This window comes from Pseudomonas taeanensis MS-3, assembly GCF_000498575.2.
GTDB classification, from domain to species: Bacteria; Pseudomonadota; Gammaproteobacteria; order Pseudomonadales; family Pseudomonadaceae; genus Aquipseudomonas; species Aquipseudomonas taeanensis.
Window position 1 is genome coordinate 457,740 of sequence record NZ_AWSQ01000004.1, and the last position, 21,006, is coordinate 478,745.

19 protein-coding genes are annotated in these 21,006 nt (G+C 58.6%); 7 read left to right on the forward strand and 12 right to left on the reverse strand.

Annotated features, from left to right (window positions below; all coding sequences use genetic code 11):
• Nucleotides 1-16 precede the first annotated feature (16 nt).
• From TMS3_RS15725 to TMS3_RS15745, 5 genes are all read right to left on the reverse strand, one after another.
• Nucleotides 17-730, reverse strand: a complete 714-nt coding sequence (locus tag TMS3_RS15725; protein WP_025166240.1) for a response regulator — start codon at nucleotides 728-730, stop codon at nucleotides 17-19.
• Nucleotides 731-848: 118 nt separating this feature from the next.
• On the reverse strand, nucleotides 849-2,474 hold the full coding sequence (locus TMS3_RS15730; RefSeq protein WP_025166241.1) for a methyl-accepting chemotaxis protein: 1,626 nt from the start codon (nucleotides 2,472-2,474) through the stop codon (nucleotides 849-851).
• Between the two features lie 191 nt (nucleotides 2,475-2,665).
• Nucleotides 2,666-3,130 carry a DUF3859 domain-containing protein gene (locus TMS3_RS15735; protein ID WP_025166242.1) on the reverse strand — a complete coding sequence of 155 codons (465 nt, stop codon included), beginning with the start codon at nucleotides 3,128-3,130 and terminating at the stop codon, nucleotides 2,666-2,668.
• Nucleotides 3,131-3,193: 63 nt separating this feature from the next.
• Nucleotides 3,194-4,216, reverse strand: coding sequence for an amidohydrolase family protein (locus TMS3_RS15740; protein ID WP_025166243.1), 1,023 nt, complete (start codon nucleotides 4,214-4,216; stop codon nucleotides 3,194-3,196).
• Between the two features lie 82 nt (nucleotides 4,217-4,298).
• Nucleotides 4,299-5,084, reverse strand: coding sequence for a dienelactone hydrolase family protein (locus tag TMS3_RS15745; RefSeq protein ID WP_025166244.1), 786 nt, complete (start codon nucleotides 5,082-5,084; stop codon nucleotides 4,299-4,301).
• A 148-nt stretch (nucleotides 5,085-5,232) separates the two neighbouring features.
• Between TMS3_RS15745 and TMS3_RS15755 the strand changes: the two genes are divergently transcribed.
• Nucleotides 5,233-6,488, forward strand: a protein-coding gene (locus TMS3_RS15755) for an IS3 family transposase (RefSeq protein ID WP_200929676.1) whose coding sequence is annotated in 2 segments (ribosomal slippage) — nucleotides 5,233-5,584 and nucleotides 5,584-6,488 — 1,257 coding nt in all. Because the reading frame shifts where the segments join, the coding sequence is not laid out codon by codon here.
• 13 nt (nucleotides 6,489-6,501) lie between these two features.
• Here the strand turns inward: TMS3_RS15755 and htpG are convergent.
• The 4 genes from htpG to TMS3_RS15775 form a co-directional block, all read right to left on the reverse strand.
• The gene (htpG, locus tag TMS3_RS15760; RefSeq protein WP_025166247.1) at nucleotides 6,502-8,406 is read right to left on the reverse strand and encodes a molecular chaperone HtpG; all 1,905 of its coding nucleotides are present in this window, start codon (nucleotides 8,404-8,406) and stop codon (nucleotides 6,502-6,504) included.
• 100 nt (nucleotides 8,407-8,506) lie between these two features.
• Nucleotides 8,507-9,769, reverse strand: coding sequence for a hypothetical protein (locus TMS3_RS15765; protein ID WP_025166248.1), 1,263 nt, complete (start codon nucleotides 9,767-9,769; stop codon nucleotides 8,507-8,509).
• A gap of 46 nt (nucleotides 9,770-9,815) precedes the next feature.
• Entirely contained in the window at nucleotides 9,816-10,262 is a 447-nt protein-coding gene (locus tag TMS3_RS15770; RefSeq protein WP_025166249.1) for a PaaI family thioesterase, read from the reverse strand.
• Complete coding sequence (locus TMS3_RS15775) at nucleotides 10,259-10,735, reverse strand: PaaI family thioesterase (protein WP_025166250.1); 477 nt, start codon at nucleotides 10,733-10,735, stop codon at nucleotides 10,259-10,261. Before TMS3_RS15775 ends, TMS3_RS15770 begins: the two co-directional genes overlap by 4 nt.
• A gap of 191 nt (nucleotides 10,736-10,926) precedes the next feature.
• Between TMS3_RS15775 and TMS3_RS15780 the strand changes: the two genes are divergently transcribed.
• A complete protein-coding gene (locus TMS3_RS15780; protein WP_025166251.1) occupies nucleotides 10,927-11,175 on the forward strand; it encodes a hypothetical protein in 249 nt (82 codons plus the stop codon).
• 57 nt (nucleotides 11,176-11,232) lie between these two features.
• Here TMS3_RS15780 and TMS3_RS15785 read toward each other — a convergent pair whose 3' ends face one another.
• The 3 genes from TMS3_RS15785 to brnQ form a co-directional block, all read right to left on the reverse strand.
• Nucleotides 11,233-11,622 (reverse strand): MAPEG family protein, encoded by a 390-nt coding sequence (locus TMS3_RS15785; protein WP_025166252.1) that lies wholly within the window; start codon nucleotides 11,620-11,622, stop codon nucleotides 11,233-11,235.
• Nucleotides 11,619-12,353 carry a DUF599 domain-containing protein gene (locus TMS3_RS15790; protein ID WP_025166253.1) on the reverse strand — a complete coding sequence of 245 codons (735 nt, stop codon included), beginning with the start codon at nucleotides 12,351-12,353 and terminating at the stop codon, nucleotides 11,619-11,621. The genes TMS3_RS15785 and TMS3_RS15790 overlap by 4 nt, the downstream gene beginning before the upstream one ends.
• A 103-nt stretch (nucleotides 12,354-12,456) precedes the next feature.
• Nucleotides 12,457-13,770 (reverse strand): branched-chain amino acid transport system II carrier protein, encoded by a 1,314-nt coding sequence (gene brnQ, locus TMS3_RS15795; protein ID WP_025166254.1) that lies wholly within the window; start codon nucleotides 13,768-13,770, stop codon nucleotides 12,457-12,459.
• 837 nt (nucleotides 13,771-14,607) lie between these two features.
• On the opposite strand from brnQ, the gene xdhA reads away from it, so the two are divergent.
• The 5 genes from xdhA (at nucleotide 14,608) to guaD (ending at nucleotide 20,954) form a co-directional block, all read left to right on the forward strand.
• Complete coding sequence (xdhA, locus tag TMS3_RS15800; protein WP_025166255.1) at nucleotides 14,608-16,047, forward strand: xanthine dehydrogenase small subunit; 1,440 nt, start codon at nucleotides 14,608-14,610, stop codon at nucleotides 16,045-16,047.
• Nucleotides 16,040-18,439, forward strand: a complete 2,400-nt coding sequence (xdhB, locus tag TMS3_RS15805; protein WP_025166256.1) for a xanthine dehydrogenase molybdopterin binding subunit — start codon at nucleotides 16,040-16,042, stop codon at nucleotides 18,437-18,439. The genes xdhA and xdhB overlap by 8 nt, the downstream gene beginning before the upstream one ends.
• An 87-nt stretch (nucleotides 18,440-18,526) precedes the next feature.
• The gene (locus tag TMS3_RS25345) at nucleotides 18,527-18,703 is read left to right on the forward strand and encodes a hypothetical protein (RefSeq protein WP_160321036.1); all 177 of its coding nucleotides are present in this window, start codon (nucleotides 18,527-18,529) and stop codon (nucleotides 18,701-18,703) included.
• Complete coding sequence (gene xdhC / locus TMS3_RS15810) at nucleotides 18,700-19,536, forward strand: xanthine dehydrogenase accessory protein XdhC (protein WP_025166257.1); 837 nt, start codon at nucleotides 18,700-18,702, stop codon at nucleotides 19,534-19,536. The genes TMS3_RS25345 and xdhC overlap by 4 nt, the downstream gene beginning before the upstream one ends.
• 116 nt (nucleotides 19,537-19,652) lie before the next feature.
• Nucleotides 19,653-20,954 (forward strand): guanine deaminase, encoded by a 1,302-nt coding sequence (gene guaD, locus TMS3_RS15815; protein WP_025166258.1) that lies wholly within the window; start codon nucleotides 19,653-19,655, stop codon nucleotides 20,952-20,954.
• The last annotated feature ends 52 nt before the right edge of the window (nucleotides 20,955-21,006 follow it).

Below are 21,006 nucleotides of genomic sequence, written 5' to 3' on the forward strand. Positions count from 1 at the left end.
TGAAACAATGCCCCGCTCAGTTACCTGGCACGAACATATAGCCGACGCCTCGTACCGTGCGGATGATCTGTGGTTTGCCCGAGTCCGGCTCCAGCTTGCGACGCAAGCGTGCGATGCGAATATCGATGGATCGATCGAAAGGGTTCCAGTCACGGTGCTGAGTGAGGTTGAGCAACTGATCGCGCGAAAGAGGACGATTGGGCCGCTGAGCAAAGGCCTTCAACAGATCAAATTCCATGGCGGTCAGGGAGATCTCGGCGCCCTGACCATCGAACAACTGGCGACGTTCGAGGTCGAGTCGGCAGTTCCCCAGTTGCATGCCGGACGACGCCTGTTCAACTTCGGCCACCTCAGAGACGCGGCGATAGCGCCGTAGCACTGTTTTCAAGCGTGCCAGCAATTCGCGCGGATCGAAGGGTTTGGCCAGGTAGTCGTCAGCTCCTACCTCCAGGCCGACGATACGGTCCAGGGCGCTACCCGCACCCGAAATCATGATGACCGGTAGATCGTGACGTTCACGCACAAAGCGCGCCAGACTCAAGCCATCTTCCCCCGGCAGGCCGACATCCAACAGCAGCACATCAGGCAGTTGGCGCTCCAGCTCCGCACGCAGCTGCACGCTGTCCACTACAACGTCCACCTGATAACCGTGGCCGCCGAGATAGTCCAGTAGCAACTGACGCACCTCGGCGTCATCGTCCACCACCAGAACCCGGATCGGCTCGGCCATTGCACAGCTCCCCGTTTCATCCACGTTCAGGGACTATAGCTTGCGACCACAGCCCACACACGACTAGGGCGCCGAGTGGCCCTAGTCGTTGCAACTGGGAGTGTTCAAGCGTTGAGGCTTAGACGGAGAAGCGCGCCACCAGCGTATTCAGGTCTACCGCCAGGCGCGACAACTCCTGACTGGAAGCGCTGGTCTGGTTGGCCCCGGCGGAGGTCTGCAGGGACAGATCACGAATGTTCACCAGATTGCGATCCACTTCGCGGGCGACCTGGGCCTGCTCCTCGGAGGCGCTGGCAATCACCAGGTTACGTTCGCTGATCTGGCCGATAGCTACCGCGATCTCATCCAGCGCCTTACCGGCCGCACGGGCCACCTCAAGGGTATCGCGCGCGCGCCCATTACTACTCTGCATGGCCGCGACCGCCTTGTCCGTACCTTGCTGAATACCGCTGACCATCTGTTCGATTTCCTGGGTCGACTGCTGGGTACGATGGGCCAACGCCCGTACTTCGTCCGCCACCACGGCGAAACCCCGTCCGGCATCGCCGGCTCGCGCGGCCTCAATCGCGGCATTCAACGCCAGCAGGTTGGTCTGCTCGGCGATCGAGCGGATCACATCCAGCACCTTGCTGATGTCACGGACCTTGTTGGCCAGCTCTTCCACCTCGGCGGCGGTTGTGGTCACGTCCTGCGCCAGGTGGCCGATGGAGTCGACGGTCTTGATCACCTGCTCACGGCCGTGGCGCGCCGTCAGGTCGGACTCGCGCGAGGCTTCGGAGGTGGTCACCGCGTTACGCGCGACCTCATCCACTGCGGCAGTCATCTCGTTCACCGCCGTGGCGGCTTGTTCGATTTCATTACTCTGCTGATGCAGACCACGAGTGGCGTCTTCGGTCACCGCGCTGAGCTCCTCCGAAGCGGAAGCCAATTGGCTGGATGAGTCGGAGATGCCCTGAATGGTCGTGCGCAGGCTCTGCTGCATGTTCTTCAGCGCGGTGAGCAAACGTGCCGGCTCATCCTGCCCCTCAATCTTGATATCCTGGGTCAGATTACCGGAGGCCACTACTTCAGCGACCCGCACGGCTTCGTTCAAGGGGGTGACAATGCTGCGCGTGAACAGCAGCGCCAGCACCACGGTCGCCAGCACCGCCAAACCTATGGCCACGATAACCCCAGTACGAGCCGTCTCGAATGCCTCATTAGTGTGCACGGCGGCGACCTCAGCGCCCTTGTCATTGAATGCCATCAACTCATCCAGGGCGCTGGCCATCTCATCGCCTTGGGCCTGCATAGGGCCAGAAACCAATACCTGGGCTTCAGCCAATTCATTGCGCCGATTCAGTTCGATGACCTTGTCCTGATCTTTCAGGTAAGCATCTTTAGCCTGCTTGAACTTGCCAAGAAGTGACTTTTCTTCGGGACTATCAGCCGTGAGTTCGAAGGTCGACAATGCCTTGCTGAGATTGCCTCGCAACTCTTCCGCCCGGCTGTAGTCCTTCTGGTTCAGTGCGGTATCACGCTCCAGCAACAGACGTACCGACACGGTGCGCAGACGCAGAAAGTTCTGCCGAACATGGTCCAGCGCCACAATACTGGGCAACCAGTTTTCATCGATCTCGGCTGACTGTTTGCGCATCTCCGACATCTGCAGCAAGGAAAAGCCGCCCAGAACGAGCACCAACAAAGCAACCACAGCAAAACTAAGCGCCGCCCTGGGGGCGATATTAAGATTTCGTAGCGTCATCTGGAAGCTCCTTCGAAGGCTGCCGCTGTGGACCGGAACTGCCAGCAGTCGTGCGCCCAAGTACCGTTGTGAGTACAGCACTGGCCTGCACTCTAGCTTGAGTATCGGCACTTAGCAGCCCCTTCTTGAGGGGCGCTCAAGAGAAAATCCCAAGCCATTGAGTGGCTTGATATTTTCATCGGGAAAAAACTTCAACGTACGCTGAAGCGCTGCTCCAGCAGCTTACGGTCCCCTTGAAACACCATCAGTCGCCACTCCCCTGACACCACCTCATGGGGCTCGGTGAACTCGAACGCCATGACTTCCTGAGCCGCTCCCGGCGTCAGTTTCTGCATCACCTCGAACTTGTCATGCCGGACCCCATCGGGGCTGATCACGCCAGGGGTGAAGTAGAGCAATGTTAGAGGAGTGTCGTCCGCGCGCTTGCCGAGCAAGGTGTAGCGCAGACCAAACTTGCTGCCGAGTTTGGCCGGGATTACCGTGGTGCGTTCGATCTGCTGGCTGCTGCGGGCCAAGACTCGCTCGCCCGGTTTGAAGTCATGCTGTGGGCTGGCAAAGATGCCGTACTCCACAGGCCCCTCGACTCGCACCTGGGCATGCACCAAGCTGGTCATGAACACGAGTGCGAACAGCGCACTGAAACGGGTGTAATGCATTTCTCGCTCCTTGTTTGGGATGGCGCGAGGCTATGACACCCTTGTGACAGCCGAATGACAGCCTTACTTGGCCAAGCCGCCGTGCACCTTACGCGGCAACACTGCGAGGAAATTGTCCCGGGCAACCTGATGCGCCACCTTTTCTGGCAAAGCATCAAGGAATGGCGCAAAACCACTAAGATACTCACCCAAGCTGTCGAAACGCCCGACCACATCGGAGCCCAACATGAAGCGCGTTGGGTAACGGCTGACCAACTTCACCCACTCAGGGTCGGGGTTTTCCTGCTTATCCAGCAGGTATGGCTTGAGCACGCTCCAGGACAGATCGATATACAGATTCGGGTAGTCCTCAAGCATGCGTTGCAAGGTCGGCAAGAGAAAATCCAGCTTCTTCTGATGGCGGTGAATTTCCATGCTGGTACCAGCATGTGCCCAGATAAATCGGACGTTCGGATGGTTGCGCAGCGACTCTTCAATTTCCTGTAAATACAGAGGGTTACGCTCACGTTTTGACGTGATATTGGAATGTAGCATCACTGGTAAATCGTGCTCGGCAGCCAGATGATAGACCCGCGTCAAAGCCTCATTATTCGCCCGGGGAACATCGCCTGAAATCAATGCGGTGAGATCGTCATGCCGAGTGAACACTTCACCGATGCCCTGCCATAAACCCGGGTCGAGCTCGAGCATGCGCTGGATATGAGCATCGGCATTTTTGTCATTGGGGTTGAAACCAGAAAGAAACGGATGAAAGCGCTGTTGCTGTTGCGCCGGTAGCTGTTTGTAGGCATGGGCGATCAGCACATCGGTGGCGCTGTACCAGTAGGCGTCCGCATCATCACCGGCGTAATAGCGCGGCCGCTTCGGCTCGTTTTCATGCCATTTCTTCGCCACAGGAATACCAGAGAACATCACGTGGTCGACATTCGCCGCAGACATCTGCTTGAGCAAATCAGGCATGCCGGCGCTTTCCTGGAAGAAATCCACGTAATGCAGGTGAGCATCGCTGTAGCGGTATTCGCGTGCATCGACAGTGCTGACCGGTAGCCCAATGAATAGGGCAATACTCAAATAAAGAAAGCGCAAAGGGGTGTCCTCCTGACAGTCCGAGCAGGATAGACCCAGATAAGTCGATGCGGGTTCACTCAACCACCCTTCCTGCGTACGGTTATTGAGCGGCAAACACCTCATCGAACAGATCGTCCATTGCCTGATAGGCGCGACCCGCCACTAGCGGATGGTATGCGTTGCGGCCCGGCACATTCGCCAATGGATTGGTAAAGGAGTGCACCGCACCGCCATAGCTGACCAGCTGCCAGTCAGTTTTTGCGGCTTTCATTTCGGCGATAAAGCCATCGACCTGCGCTGGCGGCACAGACGGATCATCCGCGCCATGCAGCACCAGCACCGGTGCCTTGATATTCTGGGCATCAGCCGGGTTCGGTGTATCCAGGTTGCCATGGAAGGACACGAAGCCTTTCAGCGGTGCCCCCGAACGGGCCAACTCTAATACTGCACCGCCGCCGAAGCAGAAGCCTATAGCCCCTAGCTTGTCGGTATCCAGGGCAACTTGATCAGCCTGCTCTTTGAGCACCTCGACCGCAGCCTGAGCACGCTTGCGCATCAAGGCTCTATCGGCGCGCACGGCACCGGCTGCCGCACTGGCCTCCTCCGCGTTGGCAGGACGTATCGCCTTACCGTACATGTCGGCCATAAACACCACGTACTTCTCGCCCGCGACCAGCGCCGCCTGCTTCACCGAGTTATCGGTAACGCCGAGCCAGTCCGGCACCATCAGTAATCCTGGCCGCGGGCTGCTCAGGGCGTCGTCATAGATCAGACGGCCCTCGAAGGCCTGGCCGTCTATCTCGTAAGGCACCGGCTTGACCACTACGGCAGCCTCAGCCAAGCCAGTCAGGCCAACTAGAACCAGGGGTATAAGTGATCTGTTCATCGAGCGCACTCCCGTTAAGGGTTAACCCTTAACGGTAGCGCTTGTTATTCAATAGCCAAGAAAAAAGCCCGCACAGTGGGCTTTTTTCTTGCATCTGTCCCGTCCTGAATAAGGTTTACACCTTCTGACCTATTTTCAGGAGGGCGCAATGGATTCGGGGAAAAGGCGCAGTCAGCGCGATTACACCTTGGCTTTTAAATTGGCGGTTGTAGATCAAGTTGAAAAAGGCGAGTTGAGTTATAAAGACGCTCAAACCCGCTATGGCATCCAGGGTAGGTCGACAGTGCTGGTTTGGTTACGCAAACATGGTCGACAGGACTGGAGCCAAGGCGCATCCATTCGAGTTCAGAGAACCCGCGCCGTGCACAAGCCATCCACACCACTGACGCCTGAACAGCGGATCAAGGAGCTTGAAGAACAGCTCACGATGAGCAACCAGAAGGCTCAATTTTTTGAAGCTGTCGTGAACGTTCTGAAAAACGACTACGGCGTTTCTATCGTAAAAAAGCGACCCAGCAAGTCCTCTCGCAAGGGCAAATCGAAGGCCTGAGCATCACTAGGGCTTGCCTGTTTATGGAAATTTCGCGCCAGGCTTATTACAAGCGAATCCGGGCATACGAGGCCCGCGCCCAACACGATCAAGGCGTGCTGGATTTTGTCTTGGAAAAGCGTCGCCGCCAGCCCCGGCTAGGAACGCGCAAGCTGCACCATTTACTGCATATTGAAGCTAGAACATCGCTGCAAGTCGGGCGAGATCGGTTGTTCACAATCCTGCGAGAGGCGCGTGAACTGGTGCCACGCAAACGTGCTTATCACAAAACCACCCACAGCCATCATCGCTTCCGACGCCATCCCAATCTGCTAAAAGACGGCCCAGCACAGGTTGTTGCTACGGGCCCTGAACAAGTTTGGGTCGCCGACATAACCTACCTGCCGACCCAGGAAAATGTAGCGTACCTAAGCCTGGTGACCGATGCCTTCTCACGCAAAATCGTAGGGCATCACGTGCATGAGACGTTGCACACGGAGTCGGTGCTCAAGGCTCTGAAGAGCGCTGTCAGCGAGAGAGAAACAGACCAACCTCTGATCCATCATTCTGACCGCGGCGCCCAGTACTGCTCAGACCTTTATCAGCAGTTGCACATCAAGCATGGCATTACCTGTTCAATGACCGACGGGTACGACTGTTACCAAAACGCGATGGCCGAGCGAGTGAACGGTATTTTGAAGATGGAATTCCTGCTGCGTCGGCCAAAAGACCTGGCAGAGGCTCGGAAGATGGTGGGCGAATCGGTGGCTATTTATAACGAAGAGCGGCCACATCTGGCCTTGAAATACAAAACGCCCGATGCGGTGCACCGGGCGTTTGAGAGTGAAACAGGTGTAAACCTATTTCAGGACTAGACAATCGGGTCTATCAGGCCGAGAGTTCGACCAGCAACTTGTTCAGCCGCTGCACATAGGCCGCCGGGTCTTTCAGGCTATCGCCCGCGGCCAGGGCTGCCTGGTCGAAGAGGATGTGCGAGAGGTCGCCAAAACGATCCTCGTCCGGTTCGGCATCCAGACGTTCGATCAGCGGATGAGCTGGGTTGAACTCGAAGATAGGCTTGGAGTCCGGCACTTTCTGCCCGCTGGCTTCGAGAATCTGGCGCATCTGCAAACCGAGGTCCTGTTCGCCAATCGCCAAAATCGCCGGCGAATCGGTGAGGCGGTGCGACACGCGCACCTCGGCAACCTGCTCGCCCAAAGCCGTTTTCAGACGTTCGACCAACCCTTCCTTGCTCTTGGCCACTTCTTCCTGAGCCTGCTTGTCCTCTTCCGAGTCCAGCTTGCCCAGGTCCAGGTCACCACGGGCGACATCCACGAAGTGCTTGCCATCGAACTCGGTGAGGTAGCTCATCAGCCACTCATCGATACGGTCGGTGAGCAGCAACACTTCGATGCCTTTCTTGCGGAAGACCTCCAGGTGCGGGCTGTTCTTGACCTGGGCGTAGGATTCACCGGTCAGATAATAGACCTTGTCCTGACCTTCTTTCATTCGGCCGAGGTACTCGGCTAGCGAGACGACCTGCTCGCCATTGGCATCCTGAGTGGAGGCGAAGCGCAGCAAACCGGCAATCTTCTCCTTGTTGGCGAAGTCTTCCGCCGGACCTTCCTTGAGCACCTGACCGAAGTTCTTCCAGAACGCCTTGTACTGCTCCGCATCGTTCTTCGCCAGCTTCTCCAGCATGTCCAGCACGCGCTTGGTCAGCGCCGACTTCATCGAGTCGATGATCGGATCTTTCTGCAGAATCTCGCGGGAGATGTTCAGCGACAGGTCATTGGAGTCCACCACACCCTTGATGAAGCGCAGGTACAACGGCAGGAACTCGTCGGCCTGATCCATGATGAACACACGCTGCACGTACAGCTTGAGGCCCTTGGAGGCATCACGCTGGTACAGGTCGAACGGCGCACGGCCCGGCACGTAGAGCAGAGAGGTGTATTCCAGCTTGCCTTCAACCTTGTTGTGGCTCCAGCTCAGCGGGTTCTCGAAGTCGTGAGCGACGTGCTTGTAGAACTCCTGATACTCCTCGTCCTTGACCTCACTACGCGAGCGGGTCCACAGCGCGCTGGCGCGATTGACGGTTTCCCACTCAACTTCGGCCGGCTTGTCCTTCTCCTCACCGTGGTGTTCTTTTGGCAACTCGATCGGCAGGGCGATGTGGTCGGAGTACTTCTTGATGATATTGCGCAGACGCCAGCCGTCGGCGAACTCCTCTTCGCCGCTCTTCAGGTGCAGCACGATGCGGCTACCGCGTTCGGCCTTTTCGATGGTCGCAACCTCGAAATCACCCTCGCCTTTCGACGACCAATGCACACCCTCACCTGCCGACAAGCCGGCGCGGCGGGTAAAGACATCGACCTTGTCGGCGACGATGAACGCGGAATAGAAGCCCACGCCAAACTGGCCGATCAGATGCGAATCCTTCTTCTGATCGCCCGAGAGGTTCTTCAGGAAGTCGGAAGTACCCGATTTAGCGATGGTGCCCAGATGGGTAATCGCTTCCTCGCGGCTCATGCCAATGCCGTTGTCTTCGAGGGTGAGGGTCTTGGCTTCCTTATCGAAGCTGATGCGGATTTTCAGCTCGGCGCCGCCTTCCAGCAGTTCAGGCTTGGCCAGCGCTTCGAAACGCAGCTTATCCGTCGCATCCGAGGCGTTGGAAATCAGTTCCCGGAGGAAGATTTCCTTATTCGAATACATCGAATGGATCATCAGATGAAGCATTTGCTTCACCTCGGTCTGGAAGCCCAGGGTTTCTTTTTGAGTTTCCACACTCATGGTCGTTTAACTCCACATGGTTGACGTAAGCCGCAGCGCGGCGGATGTCATGCAGATGGGGGCTTCGACTGGGATTTCAAGTGCTTAGCCAATTCACGGATCAGGGCTCGAGCAACTCGATGCGGCTGACCTCCTCTGGAATCAGGTTGTAGCTGGCCGCGCCCTGGCCGCTCAAACGTTGGCGAATGACAATACGCCCGTCTTGATCGACGCCCTGAAAACGTCCTTCGGCATTACTGCCACGCACCGTCGATACCCGCATCGCCAGGTTCTGGTAGCGACTGGGGTTGCGCAACAAGGCCTCGAGACTGAAGCGTAATCGACGATCCAATGGACGGCGGACCCGCTCGCGACTTTGCTCTTCGGCCGTGGAATTGGGCGCCTGACTGAGATCCGGCGCGGGCGTGTCGGTAATGTCCGGCAGTGCGGCGAACCGATCACCCTGCACGATCCAACCATCGGCCTCGCTCTTGTTCAACAGCACGGGCAGTTTCTGCAGCTGCCCCCCGATCATGGCTTCGATCTGCAGTTCAATGCTATTGGCCGGCAGCGTGAACGGCGGCAACTCATTCAACTGCACCCTGCGGCTGACAAAACGTCGTTGCAAATAGTCTTTGATGATGAAGGCCAAGGTATCGGCAGAGTCGACATGCCGATCGACCTTGCCCTCGTGATAGCGCAGGCCATCGCTAAACAGCTCAACCTTGCCGCTCAGCGTGGTTTTGAACTTTGCGGGGAGTACCAGATGGAAGTCACCGGCCAGTTTGTTCGGCGGCAACGGTGTGAGGTTCAGGTGCAGGGTATAACCTCGGGCCAGTCGACGCGCCTCGGGCAGATCCTGCTCCGGCAACAGCCAGCTGACCTCGACTTCCGGCAGGGGTCCTACATCGTCAGGTAAAACATCCAGACGCACAACGCCGTCTACCGGCTCGACAAGACGGATGACGATCTCTCGTCGAGCAAAGAAATCCCCTCCCTCGCGCAGGCTGAGTACGCCACCGATCAGCTCGCCCTGCTGCGGCGTGAAGGGCTGACCATGCAGCTCACCACGCAACTCGATGGCCAGATCAGCAGGAGACTGCGCCTCGGTCTTCAGCCATTGCAGACTAAGGATGGCCTCCAGTCGTTGCGAGTCCTGACTGGCGAGCAGGGTCAGGCCGACAATCAAAGGAATCAGGCCCAAGGCGCTGAGCCCCACGGCCTGGCGAGCCGAGCGCCAGTGCTGCAATACATACAACAGGGCCAGCGGCGGCAACAGGCTGGTCCACCCCCACAATAGGCTGGTAGCAAACGCACGCATCACCAACCAGACCAGCCCGGAAAGGATTAGCAGCAAGCCGCCCAGGATCAACAACGCAGCCATTCAGTATTCCTTATCTATACGGCACCCGTTCCACGCTCATTCGAATTTAAGGTTCATCGACCTTGAAATGCGCACGAGCCGTGGCGATGGGCTCAGTTTGCTTGGCTTGCCAGGCTGTAATTGCGACGTTGGCGACACGACGCCCCTGACGCCACACCTGGCACTGGGCATAGGTGTCACGATAATGACCGGCGCGCAGGTAATCTATCGAGAAGTCGATGATTTTCGGCAAATGTGGTGTGCCCATGAACATCAGCAGATGCAACATGGCAGCCTGTTCCATAAGACCGGCGATCACTCCACCATGAATGGCTGGTAGGATCGGATTGCCGATGTTGTCTTTGTTCGCCGGCAGGCGAAAGACCATGTCGTCCCCCAGGCGCAGACACTCGATACCGAGCAGCTTGGCATAAGGGATCAGGTTGATTAGCGGGTCGTAATCATTCTGTGCATGAGCCTGGCTCAGCAGTTGATCGAGGTTCAGGTCGCTCATGCGCCACCGCCTTGAATAGTGCGCTGCAGTTCTCTATTGCCCTGAAGACTCTTACCCATGCGCATAAAGGTGCCGACCACGTGGGCGATTGGTTGCTGGGGATCACTCTGGTAGGCATAACCGCGGGTGAAGATGATGTTGGGTGTAACCCGGTAACACTCGGCGAAACCGTACACATCCTTATCCGGCTCGGCTGGGTGCATGTAATCAATGCGCAGATCGAGTGTCGGGCACATCTCGAATTCCGGCAACGCGCAGACGATGGAGATACCGCAGGTGGTGTCCATCAGGGTGGTGATCGCCCCGCCATGGATAACCCCGGTTTGCGGATTACCGACTATGTGTGGGCTGTAAGGCAAGCGCAGGGTCAGGCCCTGCGGATCGGCACCATGAACCTGGATGCCCAACACCTGACAATGGCGCAACGCCGACAAAAAACGTTGCGCTCGCTCAAGAATGAGGGTTTCGCTCATTGATCCAGTCCCATAACACCAGCATAAAGGGCGCGCATAATAACGCCTCGAAACGACCGCAGCACTTCAGAGCAACTAGAGTAGTGAGCACTTCACTGCAAATCGCAGGGAACTTCATAGAATTAACGATGTTCAAAAGGCCATGACTGGGACCCCCCAGCGATAATGAACACTTACAAGGAGTACTGACCGTGCAAAAACCATTTACTTATGCCCTGCTTCTCGCCGCTACTTTGGCCTTGGCTGCATGCGATGACACCCCGGAAGACAAGATGGAGTCTGCTAAGGAGTCTCTTTCGGAAGCCACAGAGTCCATGGGCGATGCTATCGAGCAGAAAGCCGATCAAGTGATGGGCACTGAACCGACCACAGGCGAAAAAATTGAAGACGCCGCGAATGACGCTGCTGACGAAGTGAAAGACGCAGTCGACGGTCAGTAATAGACCAAGCTGAACAACAAGGCCCGCATACTGCGGGCCTTGTTGTTTCTGCAACCACTACAGCGCCGGGCTGAGCATCAGCAGCAGGCTGCAGAGCAACCCCAGCGCCCAAACCAGGCTGCGCTGCCAGTGCAGATCGGCCCAGTAGAACAGCAGATAAAGTACGCGCGACACAACGAAACTCACCGCCAGAACATCCACCAGCAACCCTTGGGTTCCGGTTACGTGAGCCATCAGCACGCCTACGGCAAATAACGGGAACGCCTCGAAGCTATTCAGGTGCGCAGCCAAAGCTCGGGCACCGAAACCGCTGAGCCGGGCTTGCTGGCTGCGCGGGTGATGGTTGTCGTATGTGCCACTCTCCTGCTGCATGGCTCTGGCAACCGGCGCCTTGGCCAGGAATATCAGCAGTGCACTGATGAACACACACCAAAATGGCAGACTCATTCGCTTTTCTCCTTGAGCGGTTCGAGCATCGGGGTCTGGGTGTAGACCATCACCTCCAGCACGTCGGAGTGAAACTCACGGCGGTACAGCACCAGTACCACTCCTGCGGTCACCAGCATGAAGAACCAGGGATTGATAAACCATGCCAGAGTTGACATGCCGAAATAATAGGCACGCAAACCATAGTTGAATTCGTTGGCGGCCATCGATATCACCCGCGCAGTTCGCTCAGCGTAAGCCTTGCGCTCCTGCGCGGTCACATGCCGCTCACCGATCATTGGCGCAGAGCCGACCAGCACTGCAGCAAAGTTGTACTGCCGCATACACCAGCTGAAGGTAAAGAAGGCGTAGACAAACACCACTCCCAGGGCCAGTAACTTGACCTCGGACATCTCGCGACTGGCAGCCTGGACAAAGGGCAAGTCCGCCAACAATGACAGCGCGCGATCCGAAGCTCCTAGAACCGTGAGGATACCCGCGAGAATGATCAGAGTGCTGGAAGCGAAGAACGAGGCGTTGCGCTCCAGGTTACCGATCACGCTGGCATCGGCGATGCGGTTGTCGCGCAGCAACATGCGGCGCATCCAGTCTTCCCGATAGAGGTGCAGCACACTGGCCAAGCAAGGTGTAGTGCGGCCCTTGTAATGAGCATACCGGCTATAGCCGGCCCAACAGACTACGAACCAAAGGACGGCAAGCAGATGCGGCAGGTAAATGTCACTGATCGGCATGGAAACTCCTTGTTAGCCCGCGCCGATTATAGCCAGCCATGGCTTGTAACTGGCCACAAAAAGGCCGCCTGATGAGGCGGCCTTGTTTGTTGATAGACAGTGCTTAAGCCAGTTGCGGACTCGGGCGACCCAACACCCGGTCGAGTGCTGCAGCCAACAGCAGCGTCACCAGTACGGGCACCAACCAGCCCAGGCTTTGTGCAGCCAACGGCATTTCGCTGAACAGCCTAGGCACCAGTTGCTTGAACCCCGCGGCGGCGAAACCATCTACAAGTCCAAATATCAGCGTCACCGTCATCACCGGTACAAACACCCGGCGCGGCGACAACCACAGACCGCCCAGCAAATTAAGCGCCACCAGCACGATCGCCAGCGGATAGAGACCGACCAACACCGGCACCGAGACACTGATCAGCTGCGTCAGCCCCTGGTTGGCGACCAACAAACTGAAACAGCCAAATATTACGACAACCACGCGATAAGAGATCGGCAGCAAACTGCTGAAGAACTCGCCACACGCCGTTAGCAGACCCACTGCAGTGGTCAAACAGGCCAGCGTGATGACGATTGCCAGCAGCAAACTACCTGCGATGCCGAAGGTGTGTTGCACATAGGTGGTGAGTATCTGCACGCCATTCTGCGCCTCACCGGCAATACCCTGGCTGGTGGCGCCGAGGTAGAACAGAGCCAGATAGACCAATGACAGCCCGACAGCCGCAATCAGGCCAGCGATCACCGAGTAGCGGGTGATCAGTCCAGCGTCAGTCACGCCGCGATCACGGATTGCACTGGCGATCACAATGCCAAACACCAGCGCACCCAGGGTATCCATGGTCAGATAGCCCTGCAGGAAGCCCTGCACGAACGGTGTGGCCTGATAATCGGCTGACACCTGGCCGATCTCGCCCGCCGGAACAAGCAGTGCCGCGCCGCCGAGCACCAGTAGCGCCGCGAGCAAGACCGGGGTAATGAACTTGCCGATACGGTCGACCAGTTGTCCCGGATTGAGCGACAGAAACATCACCGCAGCGAAATACGCCAGGCTGTAGATCAATAGCGGCGTGCCGCTATTCCCGGTAAAGGGGGCCACGCCCATCTCGAACGACACCACCGCAGTGCGTGGCGTGGCGAACAAGGGGCCAATGGCCAGGTATACCGCCACGGCGAAGAGGATGCCCGCACGCTTGCCGAGTGGCGCGGTGAGCAGCGGCATGCCGCCGCCAACCCGAGCCAGAGCCACGATGGTGAGGAGTGGCAGGCCGACGCCAGTGAGCAGAAAGCCCAGTGCAGCCAAGCCAATGTGTTCACCCGCGGCCATGCCGGCACTTGGCGGGAAAATGATGTTGCCGGCGCCCAGGAACAGCGCAAACGTCATAAAACCGAGGGCCAGGAGATCCGAGCCTTGCAAACGAGTCATAGAGGGGAGTACCACAGGCAGAGGTCAAAAAATCGAAGGTTTCCTAGAGGATTAGGGAAACGTCGCCCTGCCGGTTAAGCGGAGCCAGAGTTGAGCCGCTCACCTCTTGTGAAGGTGTGGACGGATTAGTTGCAAGCCTATCGAATTTACCCTTTTAGCGGGATAGACGCAGATCAGGCTGTCGAACAGGCATAATTTACCGTCGCATCCACGATAGTTATCAGCGTTAAGGTACAAGCGGGAGGAGGCTTTATCGCCTCCCGGCAAGAGGCGATCATCGATCAACAATTCACCCATTCGTCCGCGCAGCCAAACCCGTCAAGCCTGCCTTATTCAGGCATCCACCTTGCAGGCTTGAAGCCACCAACCGATCCCAGCAACTACCCTCCTCTCACACGGACTGACAGCCACAAGCCTTAGCAGGCTGTTGAAAAACTACTGCACTCGGCTATGCGGCGTTGAAATCCGCCTCACAAGCCATCGCTCGCTACATTTTCAACGGCCTGTTCATCTAGCGGGAAGATGCAGTGCTCCGGCATCGTAAATCCATTGAGCCCCCTGCAATCGAGCAAACCCGAACAGCAATCGGTTAACGCGTGTCGCGTCTTACCCAGCCGGTCGCCAGCTAACCTTTGCTAAGACCGGCCCGCCGGGCTGCCCTTGGCACGAGCGAATGCCTTGTTAGCTAGCCTTCAGCGCTGAGCGAGTTCATAACCGAATCGCATGACAACTACCTGACTATAAGGTCAAATATTTGTTGACCCAAAAGTCAGAAAACTCTAGATTTGCACCATACGAGCCGCCCGTTCAAAACAATAAAGTGCCTGGAGGTCTTCCTTGATCCAGTTTTTACTCAACCGAGAGCTGCGTACCGAGCAGCAACTCGACCCTAACGTCACCGTACTCAATTATTTGCGTGAACACGTGGGTAAACCTGGGACCAAAGAAGGCTGTGCCTCGGGTGACTGCGGTGCCTGCACCGTTGTAGTCGGCGAACTGGAGGGAGAGCGTGTGCGTTACCGCACCCTCAACTCCTGCCTGACCTTCGTTTCGTCCCTGCACGGCAAGCAATTGATCACCGTCGAAGACCTCAAGCACCAAGGCAAGCTGCACAGCGTGCAACAGGCCATGGTCGACTGCCACGGGTCGCAGTGCGGCTTCTGCACACCGGGCTTCGTCATGTCGCTGTTCGCCCTGCAGAAGAACACCGAAGGGTTTGACAAGGCCGACACCCTGGAAGCCCTGGCCGGCAATCTGTGTCGTTGCACCGGCTATCGCCCTATCATCGACGCCGCCGAGCAGGCCTGCTGCCAGAAGCAGCCCGACCAGTTCGACGCCGCCGAAGCCGAGACCGTCGCGCAACTGAAAGCCATCACCCCGCGCGAAACAGCCGAATTGAACAGCGGCGACAAACGTTGCCTGCTGCCGCTCACCGTCGCCGACCTGGCCGACATCTACGCGGCTAACCCACAGGCCCGCCTGCTGGCCGGTGGTACCGACCTGGCTCTGGAAGTCACCCAGTTCCACCGTGAACTGCCGGTAATGATCTACGTCGGTCATATCGAAGCCATGAAGCGCGTCGAGGTCAGCGCCGACAGCATCGAGATCGGCGCCGCCACTTCACTGTCCGATTGCTACACCGCGCTGGCCAAGGACTACCCGGACTTCGGCGAGTTGCTGCACCGCTTCGCCTCGCTGCAGATCCGTAACCAGGGCACTCTCGGCGGCAACATTGGCAACGCCTCGCCCATCGGCGATGCCCCGCCGCTGCTGATCGCCCTTGGCGCGCAGATCGTCCTACGCAAAGGCAGCGAGACCCGCACCCTGCCGATCGAAGAGTACTTCCTCGATTACAAGGTCACCGCCCGCCAGGAAGCCGAATTCATCGAGAAGATCATCGTACCCCGCGCGAAAAGCAACCAGGCGTTCCGCGCCTATAAAGTGTCCAAGCGCCTGGACGATGACATCTCCGCCGTCTGCGCCGCCTTCAACCTCGAGGTTAAGGACGGCGTGGTACAGAACGCACGCATCGCCTTCGGTGGCATGGCAGCGATCCCCAAGCGCGCCGCCGCCTGCGAGGCAGCGCTCAACGGGGCTGCTTGGTACCCAGGGGTGATAGAGCGCGCTTGCGCAGCCCTGGCCGAAGACTTCACCCCGCTCAGCGACTTCCGTGCCAGCAAGGAATATCGCCTGCTCACCGCGCAGAACCTGCTGCGTAAATTCTTCCTCGAGCTGCAAGCTCCCGAAGTCGAAACCCGGGTGACCGCCTATGTCTAACCATCACGAAACTCCGAAAACCCAGGCAGAGCTGGCTGAGCTGTTCCGCGCCGGCATCACCAGCGGTGTCGGCCGCAGCGTCAAGCACGAGAGCGCTGATAAGCACGTGTCCGGTGAAGCCGTCTACGTCGATGACCGCCTGGAGTTCCCCAACCAGCTGCACGTCTATGCGCGCATGAGCGACCGCGCGCATGCGCGTATCGTCAAGATCGATACTGCGCCCTGCTATGCAGTTCCCGGCGTGGCCATCGCCATCACCAGCAAGGATGTTCCCGGGCAACTGGACATCGGCCCAGTAGTCGCCGGTGATCCGTTGCTGGCCGACGGCAAGGTCGAATATATCGGCCAAGTGGTCATCGCGGTCGCGGCCGATAGCCTGGAAAACGCCCGTAAAGGCGCCATGGCGGCGGTGATTGAATACGAAGACCTGCCGCCGGTACTGGACGTCGAAGAGGCGCTGCGCAAGAAGCATTTCGTGCTCGACAGCCACCAGCACAAGATTGGCGACTCCGCCGCGGCCCTGAGTACTGCGCCACACCGCCTGCAAGGCAAACTGCATATCGGCGGCCAGGAGCATTTCTACCTGGAAACCCAGGTGTCGTCGGTGATGCCAAGCGAAGATGGCGGCATGATCGTCTATACCTCGACGCAAAACGCCACCGAGGTACAGAAGCTGGTCGCCGAGGTCCTCGGCGTACCAATGCACAAGATAGTCATCGACATGCGCCGCATGGGTGGCGGCTTTGGCGGTAAGGAAACCCAAGCAGCCGGCCCCGCCTGCCTGTGTGCGGTGATTGCCCACCTAACCGGCCGTCCGACCAAGATGCGCCTGCCGCGCGTCGAGGACATGCTGATTACCGGCAAGCGTCACCCCTTCTATGTCGAGTATGACGTCGGCTTCGACGACAACGGCCTGCTGCATGGCATCCAGCTGGAACTGGCCGGCAACTGCGGCTACTCGCCCGACCTGTCCGGCTCCATCGTCGACCGCGCGATGTTCCACGCGGACAACGCCTATTTCCTCGGCAACGCCACCATCAACGGTCACCGCTGCAAAACCAACATCGCCTCCAACACGGCGTACCGCGGTTTCGGCGGCCCCCAGGGAATGGTTGCCATCGAGGAGGTCATGGATGCCGTCGCCCGCAGCTTGGGCAAAGACCCACTGGAGGTGCGCAAGCTCAACTACTACGGCAAGGAAGAGCGCAACGTCACCCATTACCATCAGCCGGTCGAGCACAACATGCTCGCCGAGATGACCGCCGATCTGGAGGCCAGCAGCGAGTACGCCAAGCGCCGCCGTGAAATTCTTGAATTCAACAATAAAAGCCCGGTGCTGAAGAAAGGCCTGGCACTGACACCGGTCAAATTCGGCATCAGTTTCACCGCCACCTTCCTCAACCAGGCGGGGGCGTTGATCCACATTTATACCGACGGCAGCATCCACCTGAACCACGGTGGTACCGAGATGGGCCAAGGGCTCAACACCAAGGTCGCGCAGATCGTCGCCGAAGTGTTCCAGGTCGACATCTCGCGCATCCAGATCACCGCGACCAATACCGACAAGGTGCCCAACACCTCGCCGACCGCAGCCTCCAGCGGCACCGACCTCAATGGCAAGGCTGCGCAGAACGCCGCGCAGATCATCAAGCAACGCCTGGTCGACTTCCTGGTGCGCGAGCACAAGGTGACCCCGGAAGATGTCGAGTTCCGCAATGGCCAGGTACGCGTTCGCGAGCAGTTTCTCTCCTTCGATGCGCTGATTCAGCAGGCCTACTTCAATCAGGTTTCGCTCTCCAGCACCGGTTTCTACCGCACACCGAAGATCTTCTACGATCGCGACAAAGCACGCGGCCGTCCCTTCTATTACTTCGCCTACGGCGCCGCCTGTGCGGAAGTAATAGTCGATACGCTGACCGGCGAGTACAAGATGCTGCGTACCGACATCCTGCATGACGTCGGCGCCTCGCTAAACCCGGCCATCGACATTGGTCAGGTGGAAGGCGCGTTCGTCCAAGGTTTGGGTTGGCTGACCATGGAAGAGCTGGTGTGGAACGACAAAGGCAAGCTGATGACCAACGGTCCAGCCAGCTACAAGATCCCGGCCATCACCGACATGCCCATGGATCTGCGCGTTAAGCTGGTGGAGAACCGCAAGAACCCGGAAGACACGGTGTTCCATTCCAAGGCCGTTGGTGAGCCGCCGTTCATGCTCGGCATTGCCGTATGGTGCGCGATCAAGGACGCCGTCGCCAGTCTCGCCGATTACCGGGTACAGCCCGCAATCGACGCGCCAGCCACTCCAGAGCGCGTACTCTGGGGCGTGGAGCAGATGAAGAAACTGCAGGCGTCGGCCAAGCCCGTTGCTGTAGCAACTGTCGAACCGGCCTGAACCTGTAGGAGCCAGCTTGCTGGCGATCCGCTTGCCTAATGGCAATCGCCAGCAAGCTGGCTCCTACCACGAACACGGTGCACAACAATGACAACACACACCGAACATACACAGGAGGTAGCGGCACCACAGGGCTTCGATAGCCTGTCGCCGCTGCTGTTGCTGGAGCCGCTGAACCGCACGCCCGACCGCCCGAAGAAGGACGAGGACTGGCGCCTGTCGCGCTCCGCCAAGCCCCTACGTACCTGGAGGCTGAGTAAATGAGCTGGATCAGCGCCCTCGCCGAATTGCAACAACAGGGGCAACCCTGCGTGTTGGTGACCATCATCGAAGAGCGCGGCTCGACGCCACGCAATGCCGGTTCGAAAATGGTCGTGACGGCCGAACGCATCTTCGAAACCATCGGCGGTGGCCACCTGGAATACAAGGCGATGCAACTGGCCCGCGAGATGCTCGAAAGTCGCAGCCAGGACACGCGCCTGGAGCGCTTCAGCCTCGGCGCCAGCCTCGGCCAGTGCTGCGGCGGCGCCACCGTGCTGCTGTTCGAGCCGATGGGCCAGCCGCAGGCGCAGATCGCCGTGTTCGGCGCCGGTCACGTTGGCCGCGCCCTGGTGCCCCTGCTCGCCAGCCTGCCGTGCAAGGTGCGCTGGATCGACTCACGCGACAGCGAGTTTCCCGAGCTGATGCCTGCAGGGGTAGAAAAGGTGGTCAACGACGAGGTGGTCGATGAAGTCGAGGCCATGCCGGCCGGCAGCTACTACATCGTCATGACCCACAACCATCAGCTCGACCTGGAACTGACTGCCGCCATCCTCAAGCGTAACGATTTCGCTTACTACGGTTTGATCGGCTCGAAGACCAAGCGCGTCAAGTTCGAACACCGTCTACGCGATCGTGGCTTCGCGCCTGAAGTGGTGCAACGCATGCGCTGTCCGATGGGCTTGGCCGAGGTCAAAGGCAAGCTGCCGGTCGAGATCGCCGTGTCCATAGCCGGCGAAGTGATCGCCACCTACAACGCCGCCTTTGGCCAGGACGTGAAAAAAGGCGAAACCAGCGTCGCCAAGCTGCTACCAGCTTCGCGCCGAACCCAAGCCTGACCCTAGGGCGCTGCGCTTACACAGATTCCTGTAGGAGCGGCCTTGGCCGCGATTAGGCTCAATCGCAGCCAAGGTCGCTCCTTCATAGCCCCATTCAACGATTGATAGAGACAACCATGAGTACCACGACACACGCCTACCGCGCCGCCATCCTGCACAGCATCGCCGACCCGGCAGTGGTCGGCGTCGAACAGTCCTACGAGTACTTCGAGGATGGTCTGCTGCTGGTCGAAAATGGCCAGGTTGTCCAAGTTGGCCACGCCGCCGATTTGCTGCCCAACCTCAACGGCGTTGCCATCACCGAGTACCACGACGCGCTGATCACGCCCGGTTTTATCGACACCCATATTCACTACCCACAGACCGGCATGATCGCCTCCTATGGCGAACAACTGCTCGATTGGCTGAACACCTACACCTTTCCCACCGAACAGCAGTTCGCCGACAAGGCCCATGCCGCAGACGTGGCGGGCATCTTCCTCAAGGAACTGCTGCGCAATGGCACCACCACCGCGCTGGTGTTCGGCAGCGTGCACAAACAGTCGGTCGATGCCTTCTTCGAGGCGGCCGAAGCATTGAACCTGCGGATGATCGCCGGCAAGGTGCTGATGGATCGCAACGCACCGGACTACCTGACCGACACAGCGGAATCCGGCTATGCCGACAGCAAGGAGCTGATCGAGCGCTGGCACGGCAAGGGCCGCCTGCACTATGCCGTTACCCCGCGCTTCGCCCCGACCAGCACGCCGGAACAGCTGGCCTTGGCCGGCAAGCTGTATCAGGAGTACCCGGGCCTGTACATGCACACCCACCTGTCCGAGAACCGCAAGGAGATCGAGTGGGTGCAGGAGCTGTTCCCCGAGCGCAAGGGCTATCTGGATGTCTACGACCACTACCAGCTTATCGGCGCGCGCTCGGTGTTTGCCCATGGCGTGCACCTGTGCGACGACGAGTGCAAGCGCCTGGCCGAGACCGGTTCGGCGGTAGCCTTCTGCCCGACCTCCAACCTGTTCCTCGGTAGCGGCCTGTTCGATCTGCAGAAGCTGGAACAGCATGGCGTTCGCGTCGGCCTGGGTACCGACGTCGGTGCCGGTACCAGCTTCTCCCAACTGCAGTCGCTGAACGAAGCCTACAAGGTGATGCAATTGCAGGGCAAAAAGCTCGATCCGTTCAAGTCGCTGTACCTGGCCACCCTCGGTAGCGCTCACGCGCTGTACCTGGACGACAAGATCGGCAACTTCGAAAGTGGCAAAGACGCCGACTTCGTGGTGCTCGATTACCGGGCTACGCCATTGATCACCTACCGCATGCAGCAGGCCAAGACTCTGGAGGAGAAGCTATTCGCCCTGACCATCCTCGGCGATGACCGCTCAGTGAAGGAGACCTTCGCCGCTGGCCAATCGGTACATCGGCGTTAAGTGAGCACAACTAAAAAGGCCCTGCATTGCAGGGCCTTTTTATTGAGCGTGT

What these genes read in the sequence shown, in the direction of transcription:
- htpG (WP_025166247.1), bottom strand. Translation starts at nt 8,406, where the DNA reads ATGAGTGTGGAAACTCAAAAAGAAACCCTGGGCTTCCAGACCGAGGTG.
- TMS3_RS15735 (WP_025166242.1), bottom strand. Translation starts at nt 3,130, where the DNA reads ATGCATTACACCCGTTTCAGTGCGCTGTTCGCACTCGTGTTCATGACC.
- guaD (WP_025166258.1), top strand. Translation starts at nt 19,653, where the DNA reads ATGAGTACCACGACACACGCCTACCGCGCCGCCATCCTGCACAGCATC.
- TMS3_RS15725 (WP_025166240.1), bottom strand. Translation starts at nt 730, where the DNA reads ATGGCCGAGCCGATCCGGGTTCTGGTGGTGGACGATGACGCCGAGGTG.
- TMS3_RS15790 (WP_025166253.1), bottom strand. Translation starts at nt 12,353, where the DNA reads ATGCCGATCAGTGACATTTACCTGCCGCATCTGCTTGCCGTCCTTTGG.
- xdhB (WP_025166256.1), top strand. Translation starts at nt 16,040, where the DNA reads ATGTCTAACCATCACGAAACTCCGAAAACCCAGGCAGAGCTGGCTGAG.
- TMS3_RS25345 (WP_160321036.1), top strand. Translation starts at nt 18,527, where the DNA reads ATGACAACACACACCGAACATACACAGGAGGTAGCGGCACCACAGGGC.
- TMS3_RS15770 (WP_025166249.1), bottom strand. Translation starts at nt 10,262, where the DNA reads ATGAGCGACCTGAACCTCGATCAACTGCTGAGCCAGGCTCATGCACAG.
- TMS3_RS15730 (WP_025166241.1), bottom strand. Translation starts at nt 2,474, where the DNA reads ATGACGCTACGAAATCTTAATATCGCCCCCAGGGCGGCGCTTAGTTTT.
- TMS3_RS15775 (WP_025166250.1), bottom strand. Translation starts at nt 10,735, where the DNA reads ATGAGCGAAACCCTCATTCTTGAGCGAGCGCAACGTTTTTTGTCGGCG.
- TMS3_RS15765 (WP_025166248.1), bottom strand. Translation starts at nt 9,769, where the DNA reads ATGGCTGCGTTGTTGATCCTGGGCGGCTTGCTGCTAATCCTTTCCGGG.
- xdhC (WP_025166257.1), top strand. Translation starts at nt 18,700, where the DNA reads ATGAGCTGGATCAGCGCCCTCGCCGAATTGCAACAACAGGGGCAACCC.
- TMS3_RS15745 (WP_025166244.1), bottom strand. Translation starts at nt 5,084, where the DNA reads ATGAACAGATCACTTATACCCCTGGTTCTAGTTGGCCTGACTGGCTTG.
- TMS3_RS15785 (WP_025166252.1), bottom strand. Translation starts at nt 11,622, where the DNA reads ATGAGTCTGCCATTTTGGTGTGTGTTCATCAGTGCACTGCTGATATTC.
- brnQ (WP_025166254.1), bottom strand. Translation starts at nt 13,770, where the DNA reads ATGACTCGTTTGCAAGGCTCGGATCTCCTGGCCCTCGGTTTTATGACG.